We start from the raw sequence: 12,409 nt of genomic DNA, 5'->3' as shown, positions 1-12,409 counted from the left end.
CGACGCCATGTTCACGCTATCTCCCCGCACGCTGGCCGCCGCCGCGCTGCTGTTCTTGTTCGCCCTGGTGCCCGTGTACGCGCAGTGGCAGGGCGAACCGTTTCTGCTTGCGCTGTTCGGCCGCGTGCTGGTTTACGGCATCGCGGCGCTGGCGCTGAATCTGCTGCTGGGCTACGGCGGCATGGTGAGCTTTGGCCATGCGCTGTATCTGGGCCTGGGCGCGTATTCCGTCGGCGTGCTGTCGCACTACGGCATCGAAAGCGGCTGGCTGCATTTGGCCGGCGCCATCGGCGCGTGCGCGGCCGTCGGGCTGGTCAGCGGCTATGTGGTCATGCGCACCAACGGCATCGCGTTCATCATGATCACGCTGGCCTTTGCGCAGATGTTCTATTTTCTGGCGACGGGGCTGGAAGGCTTTGGCGGCGACGACGGCATGTCGCTCTTTGCCGGCAGCGACTTTGGCCTCTTCCGGCTGGACACGCCGCTCGCGCTGTATTGCACGGCCTTCGGCTTGCTGCTGCTGGTGCTGTGGCTGATGCACCGGCTGATCCACGCGCCCTTCGGCATGGCCCTGCGCGGCTGCCAGGCCAACGAGCGCCGCATGCGCGCGCTGGGCTTTCCCACGCTGCGCTACCGGCTTGCCGCCTATGTGATTTCCGCCGTCATCTGCGGCGTGGCGGGCGTGCTGCTGGCGAACCTCACCATGTACGTCTCGCCGTCCTACCTGGCGTGGACCACGTCCGGCGAACTTATTGTGATGGTCGCGCTGGGCGGCCTGGGCACGCTGTTCGGTCCGGTGGCCGGCGCGCTGGCGTTTCTGCTGCTGGAAGAAGGCTTGAAGCTCATCACCGATCACTGGATGCTGGTCATGGGCCTGTTGATCGTCGGCGTGGTGCTCGCCTCGCGGCGCGGCGTCTACGGCAGTCTGTCGGCAACACCGTGGTGCGTGCCTCGCCGGGCGGCGCGCCATCCCTCCGGAGAGCCGCAATGAGCGCCCTGCGCATCGAAAACCTGGAAAAGCGCTACGGCGGGCTGACGGTCACCGACAAGCTATCGCTGGACGTGGCCAGCGGCGAGCTGCACGCCGTGATCGGCCCCAACGGCGCCGGCAAGACCACGCTGATCGGGCAACTGAGCGGCGAACTGCGGCCCGACGCCGGACGCGTGCTGCTCGATGGCAAAGACGTCACGCGCATGCCGGTGGAAAAGCGCGTGCGCCACGGGCTGGCGCGCTCTTATCAGATCACCTCGGTCTTCAAGCCCTTCACCGCGCTGGAGAATGTGGCGATGGCGGTGCAGGCGCGGCGCGGCCACAGCTTCCGGTTCTGGCGGCCCGTGCTGTCCACACCGGCGTTGACCGCCCCCGCCCGCGAGGCGCTGGCCCTGGCCGGCCTGTCGGCGCGTGAGAACACGCCGGCCAGCGACCTTGCCCACGGCGAACTGCGCCAGCTCGAACTGGCGATGGTGCTGGCATGCCAGCCGTCGCTGCTGCTGCTGGACGAACCCATGGCGGGCATGAGCCAGCACGAGTCCGAGGCCATGACCCGGTTGCTGCTGTCGCTGCGCGGCCGCTACTCGATATTGCTGGTGGAGCACGACATGCAGGCCGTCTTTGCCCTGTCCGACCGCATCACCGTGCTGGTGTACGGCCGCGCGCTCGCGTGCGGCACTGCGGACCAGATCCGCGACGATCCCCAGGTCCGTGAATGCTATCTGGGCAGCGAGCGCGGCCGCACCCGGGAGGCGCGCGCATGACCGCCCTGCTCTCGCTGCGCGGTGTCACCGCGCACTACGGCGCCAGCCAGGCGCTCTTCGGCATCGACCTGGACATCGCGCCCGGCGAATTTGTGACCCTGCTGGGACGCAACGGCATGGGCAAGTCCACCACCGTCAAGGCGGTGATGGGCCTGAACCCCGCCTCGCGCGGCGCCATCAGCTTCGACGGCGCGGACATCAGCCGCCTACCGTCCTACAAGGTAGCGCAGTGCGGCATCGGGCTGGTGCCTGAAGGCCGCCATGTCTTTCCCAATCTGTCCGTGCGCGAGAACCTGGTGGCCACCGCGCACAACCGGCAAGGCGCGGCGCAGCCCTGGACGCTGGAACGCGTGTACGCGCTGTTCCCGCGCCTGTCCGAACGCGCCAAGCACCTGGGCAGCCACTTGTCGGGCGGAGAACAGCAGATGCTGGCCATCGGCCGCGCACTGCTCACCAATCCCCGGCTGCTGATTCTGGATGAGGCCACCGAAGGGCTCGCGCCCGTGGTGCGCGAAGAAATCTGGGCCGCGCTGGATACGCTGAAGCAGACCGGTTTGGCCGTGCTGTGCATCGATAAGAACCTGGAGCCGCTGCTGGCCACTGCCGACCGCCACGCCATCGTGGAAAAGGGTCGCGTTGCGTGGACGGGTACGTCGCGGGAATTCCTGGACGACGAGGCGCGGCTGCTGCAGTACCTGGGGGTGTAGGAGCAGGCCCAAGGATTGCGCAGCTACGCCTGACGAGTCGCCGGCAGCGCCACGCCCAGCCGGCGGCTCCAGTCCGCCATCTCGTCCCACAGCGCGGGCGGCACGGGCAGGCCAAGCCGCTGCCGTTCCCGCTCATGCACCGCCTCCGGATCGCCAGGCATGCGGGGCGCGCCCGGCGCCTGTGACAGCTCGACCGCCATCCCCGCCACCACCGCGGCCAGCGCCGCCCCACCGGCAAAGCGCGCCGGGTCGATGACAATGAAGAACGCGCCCAGCTCGCGCGGCTGGTCCAGCGCCTCGTACATCGACGAGATATGCGGGCCGAATGGATTGCCGTTGAGCGGTCCGCACAGCAGCTCGACCATCATCGCAAGGCCATACCCCTTGTAGCCGTATTCCTCGCCACCTAGCGGCCGCAATGCGCGCGCGGCCTGCGCGTGGGTGCAGTCCGCTCCGTTCTCGTCCAGCGCCACGCCCGCCGGCAACGCCAAGCCATCGCGCCGCGCGTTCATGACGCGGTTCCAAGGAATGGAGGTCGTGGCCATGTCCAGGCACAACGGCGACCCGTCCGCGCGCGGAAATGCCAGCGATAGGGGATTGGTGCCGAAGAAGGCTTCGCGCCCGCCAAAGGGCGCGGCGACCGAGTCCGAATGCGTGAAGGCGATGCCGATCAAACCCTGCCTGGCTGCCGCGCGGCTGTAGAGCCCAATCGCCCCGCAATGCGAGGAGTCGCTGACGCCGACCGCCGCCACGCCGGCGTCGCGGGCCAGCTCGACGGCCAGCGCATTGGCCCGATGCGCCACCACGATGCCCTGCCCCCGGCCCCCGTGGACCTGTGCCGTGCCCGGCCCCGTGCGCACGATGCGGACGTCGGGCCTGGCGAGGATCGAGCCGTACGCCACGCGATTCAGGTAATGCGGCAGCCGCGCGATGCCGTGCGAATCGATGCCCCACAGGCTGGTCTGCGCCAGGCTTTGCGCCAGACAGCGCGCGTCATCGGCCGGAAAATCCTGCGCAAGCAGGCACGCCTCGGCCCAGCGTTCCCATTCGTCGGCGGTCACGCGGCTTTCGGCGTCCATGCTTGTCTCCTAGGTGGCCGCCTGCACGGCATGGATCACACCGTGCTCGCGCAGCGCTTCCAGATGCTTGGTCAGGGCGCCCACGAACTCGGCCGAATTGCCCAGGTCGCCGAACACCGGTTTAAAGCGCGCCAGCACCGTCGCGCGCCGCTGAGCCGCCTGCGACGGCATGGCGGCATGCGCGGCCACCTCGGCGCGCGCCAATAGGCGGTCAAGGCGCGCGGCGATGGGGTCCTGGATGGGGTAGGCGCTGCCCTGCTCGTCCTCGCCGCGCAGGTAGTTCAGCCATGCGGCGACCGCCAGGCACAGACGATCGATGCCGTGGCCGGCACGCAGCCGGTCGCGAATGGTGTCCAGCAGGCGCTGGGGCAGCTTCTGCGATCCGTCCATGGCGATCTGCGACAGCGGATGCGGCAGCGCCGGGTTGGAGATCCGTTCCAGAAACCGCAGACGGTATTCCACCAGCCCCGTGTCGGGAATGCCGCGCAGGGTCGGGGCGATCTCTTCGCGCATCATGGCGTCGACGAACGCCCGCAGCGCGGGCGTGTTGGCGGCATCGGCCACCGTATGCAGTCCCAGCGTCGCGCCCAGATAGGCCAGCGCCGAATGCGGCCCGCTGACCATGCGCAGCTTCAGACGATCGTAGGGCGCCGCATTGCGCACGAAGGTGGCGCCCCCGTACGCGTCCCAGGCGGGGCGGCCGGCGGCGAACCGGTCTTCGATCACCCAGTTCAGATAGGGCTCGCCCAGCACGGGCCAGGCATCCTCGACGCCCAGGCGTTCGGCGATCCGCCGGCGGTCCTGGTCTTCGGTGGCCGGCACGATGCGGTCGACCATGGAGTTCGGAAACGTGCAGTGGCGGTCGATCCAGTCGGCCAGGGTCACGTCAACGCGCAGCGCAAAGGCCAGCACCAGGCTGCGCAGCGTGTCGCCGTTGCCGCGCAGGTTGTCGCAAGACAACAGCGTGATCGGCGGCAGGTCGCGTTCGCGCCGCAGCGCCAGGCCGTAGACCAGGATGCCGATGGTGCTGCGGGGCCGGATGGGGTTTTCCAGATCGTGCACGATGTCCGGATCGTCCCAGCGCAGATGTCCCGTGGCCGGTTCGTGGCTGTAGCCCTTTTCCGTCACGGTCAGGCTGACGATGCGGGTCTGCGGATACGCGATGCGTTCGAGGACGGCGTTGGGGTCTTCCTCGGCCACCATCACGCGCAGCACGGATCCCACGATACGCAGGTGTTCGCGGTCCTGACCGTCCGGACCGGCGTCGCGCACGGCCAGCGTGTAAAGCCCGTCCTGGGGCGTTAGCGCATCGCGGGTGGCGGGGTGGCGCAGCGAGACGCCCAGGATGCCCCAGGTGAGGTCGCCGCTGGCTTGCATCGCCTGATCGGTGACAAACGCCTGATGCGCCCGGTGAAAGGCGCCCAGCCCCAGATGGACGATGCCCGGCGTCAGCCGGCTACGGTCGTAGCTGGGCTTTTCAACGTCGGCGGGCAGACGCGGCAATGACTCCGAATTCAAACGTTCAAGCATGGGTGCGCTATGCCTAAAAGGGGAGACGCCAGGGTATAGCATGCCCCGAGCCGTCTTCGCTACATCACCGCGCCCAGTTGCCACGGGACGAATTCATTTTGTCCGTAGCCGTGCGTCTCGCTGCGGGTGCGCCGGCCCGACGCCGTCTGCAGCATGAGCTGGAAAATGCGCTCGCCCATCTGCGCCACGCTCTGCGCGCCGTCGACGACTTCACCGCAATTGATGTCGATATCGTCGGACTGGCGCTGCCATAGCGCCGTGTTGGTGGACAGCTTGAGCGACGGGGCGGGCGCGCAGCCATACGCGGACCCGCGGCCAGTGGTAAAGCAGATCAGGTTGGCGCCCCCGGCCACCTGCCCGGTGGCCGAGACCGGGTCGTAGCCCGGGGTGTCCATGAAGACCAGCCCACGTGTATGCACGGGCTCGGCGTACTCGTAGACGTCGGTGAGATTGGTCGTGCCGCTCTTGGCGATGGCGCCCAGCGATTTTTCCAGGATGGTGGTCAGGCCGCCCGCCTTGTTGCCGGCCGAGGGGTTGTTGTCCATCTCGGCGTCGTTGCGGGCGCAGTAGTCTTCCCACCAGCGCACGCGCGCCAGCAGCTTGTCCGCCACGGCCGGCGATTGCGCGCGGCGCGTCAGCAGGTGCTCGCCGCCGTAGATTTCCGGTGTCTCGGACAGGATGGCCGTGCCGCCGTGGCGCACCAGCAGGTCCACCGCGGCGCCCAGCGCAGGATTGGCGCTGATGCCGGAATAGCCATCCGACCCGCCGCATTGCAACCCCACGGTCAGGTGGCTGGCGGGCACGGGCTGGCGCTGGACGCGATTGGCCTGGTCCAGCATGCGCTCGACCAGTTCGATGCCGCGCGCCACGGTCTTGCGCGTGCCGCCGGTGTCCTGGATGTTGAAGGTGTGCAGCATGCCGCTTTCGCGCAAATGCTCCTGCTCCATCAGCCCGCCGATCTGGTTGGTCTCGCAGCCAAGCCCCACGACCATCAGCCCGCCGAAGTTGGCATGCCGGGCGTAGCCGCCCAGCGTGCGCCGCAGCACGCGCAATGGTTCGCCGTCGCTGCCGGTGGCGCAGCCCGCGCCATGCGTCAGCGCCACCACGCCGTCCACGTTCGGACAGGCTGCCAGGGCCTCGGGCCGGATGTCGCGGCGGAAGTGATCGGCGATGGCGCGCGCCACCGTCGCCGAACAGTTCACGCTGGTCAGGATGCCGATGTAGTTGCGGGTGGCGATGCGGCCGTCGGCACGCACGATGCCGTCGAACATGGCGGGCGCCCCCACGTAGTCGGTGGGCCGCGCATCTTGCCCCACGGCATAGTCGCGTTCGAAATCCGAGAACTCAAGATTCTGGGTATGGACGTGCTGGCCGGGCGCAATGTCCTGCCGCGCCACACCGATGATCTGGTTGTAGCGGCGCACCGGTTCGCCGGCCGCGATGGCACGCACGGCCACCTTGTGGCCGGGCGGCACCAGCCCCACGATGGTCACCCCCTCGCCCTCCAGGCGCGTGCCGCTGACAAGCTGGCGTCTAGCGATCACCACGTTGTCCGCCGGGTGAATGCGGATGACTGCCGTATCGGTCTGCGACATGAGAACTCCGGAATGCAAGGGGGGTGCGGATCAGCCGTCGATCAGGGCGGGATCCCAGGCATGGACGCGCTGGCGCTGTTCGCCCAGGCCCGCGATGCCCAGTTTCATCTCGTCGCCCGCCTTCAGGTAGACAGGCGCGGGCTTCTGGCCCATGCCCACGCCGGGCGGCGTGCCGGTGCTGATGAGGTCCCCCGGATACAGCGTCATGAAGCGGCTGACGTACGACACCAGTTGCGCCACGCCGAACACCATCGTGCGGGTGCTGCCGTTCTGGTAGCGCTTGCCGTTGACCTCAAGCCACATCTCCAGGTCCTGCGGATTGGGGACTTCGTCGGCCGTGACCAGCCAAGGACCGATGGGGCCGAAGGTATCGCAGCCCTTGCCCTTGTCCCACGTGCCCCCGCGTTCGATCTGGTATTCGCGCTCGGACACGTCGTTCACCACGCAGTAACCGGCCACGTGCTTCATGGCGTCGGCCTCGCTGACATAGCGGGCCTTCTCGCCGATCACCACGCCCAGCTCGACTTCCCAGTCGGTCTTGACCGATTCCTGCGGCAGCACGACCGGATCGTTGCAGCCCACCACGGCGGACGTCGTCTTCATGAAGACGACCGGTTCGGCCGGCACGGGCAGCCCGGACTCGGCGGCATGGTCGGCGTAATTCAGGCCGATGCAAATGAACTTGCCCATGCCGCGCCACGGCGGCGCCACGCGGCCGGGCTGCGCGACAAGCGGCAGCGACGCCGGATCCAGCGCGCGCAACTGCGCCAGCTTGGCAGGCACGAGCGACTCGGCGGTGATGTCGGAAATGACGGACGACAGGTCGCGGACCTGGCCCTCTGCGTCGATCAAGGCGGGCTTTTCCGAGCCCTTGGCGCCATAGCGCATCAGTTTCATAGCGGTTTCCTGGTTACTGGAAAAGAAGAATTCAATTGGACCAGCCGCCGTCTATCACCTGCGCGGTGCCGGTGGTGAAGGCGGATTCGTCGCTGGCAAGATACACCGCCAGCGCGGCGATCTCTTCGGCGCGGCCGATCCGGCCCATTGGCTGGCGCGCGGTGAAGGCGGCTTCGACCGCCGCGACGGACTGGCCGCTGGCCAGCGCCTGCGCGTCGATGCGCTGGCGCAGGGACGGCGACTCCACCGTGCCGGGGCAGATCGCGTTGCAGCGGATGCCCTGCCCCACATAGTCGGCGGCGACCGCCTTGGTCAGGCCGATGACGGCCGCCTTGGTGGCGCCGTAGGCGCAGCGGTTGGGCGCGCCCTTGATGCTGCCCGCCACGGAAGCCATGTTGACGATGGACCCCGCGCCGCGCGCGAGCATGGCCGGCAGGCAGGCTCGGATCAGCAGGTACATGGATCGCACGTTCAGGTTGAACGAGAAATCCCAGGCGTCTTCGTCGCAATCCAGGATGGTGCCGGCATGCACGAAACCCGCGCCATTGAACAGCACGTCGACGCCGCCCGCTTCCTGAGCCAGCGCACGCACGGCGCGGGCGTCGGTCACGTCCAGCACGTGCGTGCGGCAGCCGGACAGCGATTCCAGCGCGGCGCCGTTCAGGTCCACGGCCAGCACGTCGGCGCCCTCGTGCGCGTAGGCCAGGGCCACGGCGCGGCCAATGCCCTGCCCTGCGGCGGTGACGATGGCGGTCTTGCCTTGCAGTCTTGCTGACATGGGCGTGCGTCCTTATTTGCCGGTCATGCCCATTACGGTGGGCAGCCACAGGGTGATCGAAGGAATGTAGGTAATGGCGATCAGCGCCACGAACAGCGGCACGAGCCACGGCAGGATGGCCATCGTGGTGCGCTCGACCGACAGCTTGGCCACCCGCGCCAGCACGAAGAGCACCATGCCCATTGGCGGATGCAGAAGGCCGATCATCAGGTTCAGCGTCATGATGAGCCCGAAGTGGATCGGGTCGATGCCCAGCTTCAGGACGATCGGCAGCAGGATGGGCACGAGGATGGTGATGGCCGCGATGGTGTCGATGAAGCAGCCGACGATCAGGATCAGCACGTTCGCCATCAGCAGGAACACCCACTTGTTCTGCGTCACGCTCAGGATGGCGTCGGTGAGCGCCTGCGCGGCCTGCGTCGTTGTCAGCAGCCAGGCGAACACCGAGGCTGCCGTCACGATGAACAGGACCGACGCGGTGGTCTCGATGGTGTCGAACGACGCCTTGGCCAGTGTGCGCAACGTCATGGAGCGATAGCGCACCAGTCCCAAAAATAGCGCCCAGATCACGGCCGCCACTGCGGCTTCCGTGGGCGTGAACCAGCCCAGCGTCATGCCGCCGATCAGGATCACCGGCGCCATCAACGCCATCACGGCCGAAAAGTTGAACTTCCAGTCCAGCAGCAGCAAGGCCGCGAACGAGATGCCGGTGGCGACGTTGGGCGACACGCCCGCCAGCGTCATCAGCCAGATCGACATCGGAAACGCCAGCACGATCAGCACTTCCAGCCCCGCGCCGCCAAGCCGTTTCCAGTTGAAGGCAACGTCGCCGCCCCAGTTGTTGCGGCGCGCGTAGTACGCCACGGTAAGCATCATCAGGATGGTCAGCACCAGGCCGGGAATCAGGCCCGCCAGGAACAGCGAACCGATCGACACGTTGGCCATCATGCCGTAGATGACGAACGGCAGCGACGGCGGAATGATGGGGCCCAGCGTGGCCGACGCGGCCGTCACCCCGACCGCGAACTCGGTCTGGTAGCCGTGGTCCTTCATGGCCTTGATCTCGATGGTGCCCAGGCCCGCGGCGTCGGCGATGGCGGTGCCGGACATGCCGGCAAACACCACCGAGCCGATGATGTTCACCTGCCCCAACCCGCCGCGCATCCAGCCCACCAGCGCGACTGCGAAGTTGTAGATGCGGCCCGTGATGCCCGCGATGTTCATCAGGTTGCCGGCCAGGATGAAAAACGGCACGGCCAGCAGCGGAAACGACTCGACGCCCGCAATCATGCGCTGGGCGATCACGACGTCCGGCACGCTGCCGGAAATCAGGATGTACAGCAGGGATGCGCCCGCCATCGAGACCGCCACCGGCAGCCCCATGATCATCAACAGCAGAAAGGTTCCAATCAGGGTGCCCATGTTCGCTCCTGGCAAAGGCACTGCGGATTCGGGAATTCAGTCCAGCGCTTCAGTCCAGCGACTCATAGGCCGCGGGGTTCTCCAGGATGGAGTAGCCCTGCCGCCAGTTCTGCACGGACACCTGCAGAGACCGCAAGAACATCATGACGAAGCCCGCCAGCGCCACCCAATAGACGTACGCCTTGTTCCAGAACAGCGTCGTCATGGGCTCGTCGCCCACCAGCACGATGTAGCGGTACGTCAGCCACACGGCATAGCCGAAGAACGCGGTGCGCAGGATATCGATCAGCGTGGACAGCACGCGGCCGGCAGGCTTGGGCAGGTAGCGGTACAGGAAGTCCACCTGGATATGGCGGCACGCGCGCACGCACATCGCGGATCCCAAGAACACCACGCCGATCAGGCAATACACCGCCAGCTCCTCGGTCCAGGCGTACGAGTCGTTCAGGACGTAGCGGGAAAAGAACTGCAGGAACACCAGCAGCGCCATCGCCCAGAACATGGCCAGGCAAATCCAGTCTTCCGGCTGGTAGCCGGCCAGGCTGACCACGTGATGATCGGCTTCCTCGAAGCTCTGGACGATCTCGTCCACCGAGGAAACGTGATGGGCGCCGGGCGGCTTGTCCGGCGGATGGCTGACGGCCGCCATCGGCGCGGCCTTCGCGTTGGAGTGCATGGAATCTCCCCTCGTGCGGGATCGGTGTGGCGATCAGATCGGGCGCGGCGGACCGACGTGGCGGCCCGCCGCGCCGGCGTTCACTTCACCGCCTGGATCTTTTCCCAGTCCGACTTCTCGTAGCCGTATTGCTTGAACGGCACCTTCTCCAGCACGGTGTTGCGGAAGTCGTCGATGTTGACCTCGGCCACCGACAGGCCACGCTGTTTGAAGACGTCGACCATCTTCTTCTCGGACGCGGCCACTTCGGCCGACGCCTTTTCCGCGGCCTGCTGCGCGACCTCGGCGAAGATCTTCTTGTCCTCGTCGGACAGGCTCTTCCAGAGCTTGCCGGAGATCACCGTGTTCAGGTGATCGACGATGTGGCCAGTGAGGATGATGTTCTTCTGCACTTCGTAGAACTTCTTGGCCTCGATGGTGGTCAGCGGGTTTTCCTGGGCTTCGACCGTGCCGTTCTGCAAGGCCAGATAGACCTCGGCGAAGGCAATGGGCGCGGTGTTGGCGCCACAGGCGCGCGGCATGGCCAGATACGCGGCCACGTCCGGCACGCGAATCTTCAGGCCTTTCATCTCGCTGCACTTGGTGAACGGCTTGTTGGATGTGGTCTGGCGCGTGCCGTAGTAGGTGGTCGCGACGATGTGGTTGCCGCTCTTTTCGTCGTAGCCCTGGGTGAGCTCCTTGTAGATGTCGCTCTTGGTGTAGGCGATCAGGTGCTCCGGGCTGCGGAAGGTGTAGGGATAGTACGTGACGCCGATGCGCGGAAAGCTCTTGGCCGCGAAGCTGGACCCGGAGATGATCATGTCGACCGTGCCTAGCGTCAGCCCCTGGTTGATGTCGTTTTCCTTGCCCAGTTGCGAGGCCGGATAGACGTCGATGTGATAGCGGCCGTTGGTGCGCTTCTCGATTTCCTGAGCGGCCCACACCGACGAGGTATGGAACGGTTCGGACGTCTCGTAGACGTGCGCCCACTTCAGTTTGGTCTGCGCCAGCGCGGAGCCGCTGACGGCGATCGCGACGGCGGCAAAGAGCACTTTGATGGCGTTGCCTGGCTTCATGTTGTCTCCTCTCTTTGAGGTGGCGGGCTCGGCGGCCTCGCGTCATGTTTTACATATGGAGTTCACCTACTGGAGCTGCACCTACCAACTGCGACTGCGAGTTGCCGCCGGCGCCCCGGGAGGGACCGGCGGCCTGTTGCTATTCAGCGCGCAAGGCGTCGGCCGCACCGGGCCAGCTGGCCATCAGGCGGTCGTACGAGCAGGAAAGATGTTCACGCATGGCGGCCCGCGCGCCCTGTTCGTCACCGGCCGCGATGGCGTCGATGACGCGGCGGTGTTCGGTGATGGCGACGGCCCAGCTGTCGGAATTTTCGAAGTAATCGCCCAGCTTCACGGAGAGCGGGTTGTGGCGTTCGTCAAAGAGTTCGCCCACCACGCGCACCAGCACGGCGTTATTGGCCATTTCCGCCACACGCAGATGGAACAGCCGGTCGCCGCGGATGGGCACACTGCCGGCCCGCGCCTCGTCTTCCATCGCGTCGACGGCTTCGCGCAGGCCTTCCACCAACGCGGGCACGGGATTGAGCGCCGCCTGCGCGGCCAGCTCGCTCTCGATGGTGCGGCGCGCGCGGATGGTTTCAAGCGGGCTTTCCGCGGTAAGGCTGGCGCGCGGCGCGCCGCCCGGGCTTTGCACATACACACCCGAGCCCATGCGCACTTCCACCCAGCCTTCGACCTCAAGGGCGATCAACGCCTCGCGCACCGATGGCCGCGACACGCCCAGCTTCAGCGCAAGGTCGCGCTCGGGCGGCAGGCGCGCACCGGCCGGAAATTCGCCGGCCTCGATCAGCAGACGAAGCTGATCGGCGATCTGGCGATACAGGCGGCGAGGTTCAATGGTCTGAATCGGCATGAAAGAAGACAGCTCGATGACAGGACGAAACGGTAAAGTGGCCTTACCAATTGACCAGAATC

Annotated in this window: 12 protein-coding genes; 3 read left to right on the top strand and 9 right to left on the bottom strand. The window is 66.9% G+C overall.

Features of this window, described 5'->3' with window-relative positions; translation table 11 throughout:
• Nucleotides 1-7: 7 nt before the first annotated feature.
• The 3 genes from HV786_RS20375 to HV786_RS20365 are packed head-to-tail and all read left to right on the top strand — an operon-like array spanning nucleotide 8 to nucleotide 2,462.
• Entirely contained in the window at nucleotides 8-991 is a 984-nt protein-coding gene (locus HV786_RS20375) for a branched-chain amino acid ABC transporter permease (RefSeq protein ID WP_128828935.1), read from the top strand.
• Nucleotides 988-1,755, top strand: coding sequence for an ABC transporter ATP-binding protein (locus HV786_RS20370; RefSeq protein ID WP_128828936.1), 768 nt, complete (start codon nucleotides 988-990; stop codon nucleotides 1,753-1,755). The genes HV786_RS20375 and HV786_RS20370 overlap by 4 nt, the downstream gene beginning before the upstream one ends.
• A complete protein-coding gene (locus tag HV786_RS20365; protein WP_056558800.1) occupies nucleotides 1,752-2,462 on the top strand; it encodes an ABC transporter ATP-binding protein in 711 nt (236 codons plus the stop codon). The genes HV786_RS20370 and HV786_RS20365 overlap by 4 nt, the downstream gene beginning before the upstream one ends.
• Nucleotides 2,463-2,485: 23 nt before the next feature.
• On the opposite strand, the gene HV786_RS20360 is transcribed toward HV786_RS20365, so the two are convergent.
• The 9 genes from HV786_RS20360 to HV786_RS20320 form a co-directional block, all read right to left on the bottom strand.
• Complete coding sequence (locus HV786_RS20360) at nucleotides 2,486-3,541, bottom strand: Ldh family oxidoreductase (protein ID WP_175211670.1); 1,056 nt, start codon at nucleotides 3,539-3,541, stop codon at nucleotides 2,486-2,488.
• 9 nt (nucleotides 3,542-3,550) lie between these two features.
• Nucleotides 3,551-5,071, bottom strand: a complete 1,521-nt coding sequence (locus HV786_RS20355) for a mannitol dehydrogenase family protein (RefSeq protein WP_175211668.1) — start codon at nucleotides 5,069-5,071, stop codon at nucleotides 3,551-3,553.
• 59 nt (nucleotides 5,072-5,130) lie between these two features.
• A complete protein-coding gene (locus HV786_RS20350; protein WP_056325471.1) occupies nucleotides 5,131-6,666 on the bottom strand; it encodes a UxaA family hydrolase in 1,536 nt (511 codons plus the stop codon).
• A gap of 30 nt (nucleotides 6,667-6,696) precedes the next feature.
• Nucleotides 6,697-7,563 (bottom strand): fumarylacetoacetate hydrolase family protein, encoded by an 867-nt coding sequence (locus HV786_RS20345; RefSeq protein WP_128828939.1) that lies wholly within the window; start codon nucleotides 7,561-7,563, stop codon nucleotides 6,697-6,699.
• Between the two features lie 31 nt (nucleotides 7,564-7,594).
• The gene (locus tag HV786_RS20340; protein ID WP_175211666.1) at nucleotides 7,595-8,341 is read right to left on the bottom strand and encodes an SDR family oxidoreductase; all 747 of its coding nucleotides are present in this window, start codon (nucleotides 8,339-8,341) and stop codon (nucleotides 7,595-7,597) included.
• 12 nt (nucleotides 8,342-8,353) lie between these two features.
• Nucleotides 8,354-9,763 (bottom strand): TRAP transporter large permease, encoded by a 1,410-nt coding sequence (locus HV786_RS20335; RefSeq protein ID WP_056325462.1) that lies wholly within the window; start codon nucleotides 9,761-9,763, stop codon nucleotides 8,354-8,356.
• 49 nt (nucleotides 9,764-9,812) lie between these two features.
• Nucleotides 9,813-10,439: a TRAP transporter small permease gene (locus HV786_RS20330; RefSeq protein ID WP_128828941.1), complete on the bottom strand. Its 627-nt coding sequence runs from the start codon at nucleotides 10,437-10,439 to the stop codon at nucleotides 9,813-9,815.
• An 80-nt stretch (nucleotides 10,440-10,519) separates the two neighbouring features.
• Nucleotides 10,520-11,494 (bottom strand): sialic acid TRAP transporter substrate-binding protein SiaP, encoded by a 975-nt coding sequence (locus tag HV786_RS20325; protein WP_128828942.1) that lies wholly within the window; start codon nucleotides 11,492-11,494, stop codon nucleotides 10,520-10,522.
• 139 nt (nucleotides 11,495-11,633) lie between these two features.
• Nucleotides 11,634-12,347: a FadR/GntR family transcriptional regulator gene (locus HV786_RS20320; protein WP_128828943.1), complete on the bottom strand. Its 714-nt coding sequence runs from the start codon at nucleotides 12,345-12,347 to the stop codon at nucleotides 11,634-11,636.
• Nucleotides 12,348-12,409: the final 62 nt, after the last annotated feature.

The sequence above is a fragment of the Achromobacter mucicolens genome (assembly GCF_902859725.1).
In the GTDB taxonomy this organism is placed as follows: domain Bacteria; phylum Pseudomonadota; class Gammaproteobacteria; order Burkholderiales; family Burkholderiaceae_B; genus Achromobacter; species Achromobacter mucicolens.
Note: the sequence above shows the minus strand (reverse complement) of the source record. Positions and strands in the feature narration are given on the sequence as shown.

Excerpts from the sequence above, each read along its gene's own strand:
- HV786_RS20325 (WP_128828942.1), bottom strand. The coding sequence starts at position 11,494 with ATGAAGCCAGGCAACGCCATCAAAGTGCTCTTTGCCGCCGTCGCGATC.
- HV786_RS20345 (WP_128828939.1), bottom strand. The coding sequence starts at position 7,563 with ATGAAACTGATGCGCTATGGCGCCAAGGGCTCGGAAAAGCCCGCCTTG.
- HV786_RS20355 (WP_175211668.1), bottom strand. The coding sequence starts at position 5,071 with ATGCTTGAACGTTTGAATTCGGAGTCATTGCCGCGTCTGCCCGCCGAC.
- HV786_RS20365 (WP_056558800.1), top strand. The coding sequence starts at position 1,752 with ATGACCGCCCTGCTCTCGCTGCGCGGTGTCACCGCGCACTACGGCGCC.
- HV786_RS20340 (WP_175211666.1), bottom strand. The coding sequence starts at position 8,341 with ATGTCAGCAAGACTGCAAGGCAAGACCGCCATCGTCACCGCCGCAGGG.
- HV786_RS20360 (WP_175211670.1), bottom strand. The coding sequence starts at position 3,541 with ATGGACGCCGAAAGCCGCGTGACCGCCGACGAATGGGAACGCTGGGCC.
- HV786_RS20330 (WP_128828941.1), bottom strand. The coding sequence starts at position 10,439 with ATGCACTCCAACGCGAAGGCCGCGCCGATGGCGGCCGTCAGCCATCCG.
- HV786_RS20350 (WP_056325471.1), bottom strand. The coding sequence starts at position 6,666 with ATGTCGCAGACCGATACGGCAGTCATCCGCATTCACCCGGCGGACAAC.
- HV786_RS20335 (WP_056325462.1), bottom strand. The coding sequence starts at position 9,763 with ATGGGCACCCTGATTGGAACCTTTCTGCTGTTGATGATCATGGGGCTG.
- HV786_RS20375 (WP_128828935.1), top strand. The coding sequence starts at position 8 with ATGTTCACGCTATCTCCCCGCACGCTGGCCGCCGCCGCGCTGCTGTTC.
- HV786_RS20320 (WP_128828943.1), bottom strand. The coding sequence starts at position 12,347 with ATGCCGATTCAGACCATTGAACCTCGCCGCCTGTATCGCCAGATCGCC.
- HV786_RS20370 (WP_128828936.1), top strand. The coding sequence starts at position 988 with ATGAGCGCCCTGCGCATCGAAAACCTGGAAAAGCGCTACGGCGGGCTG.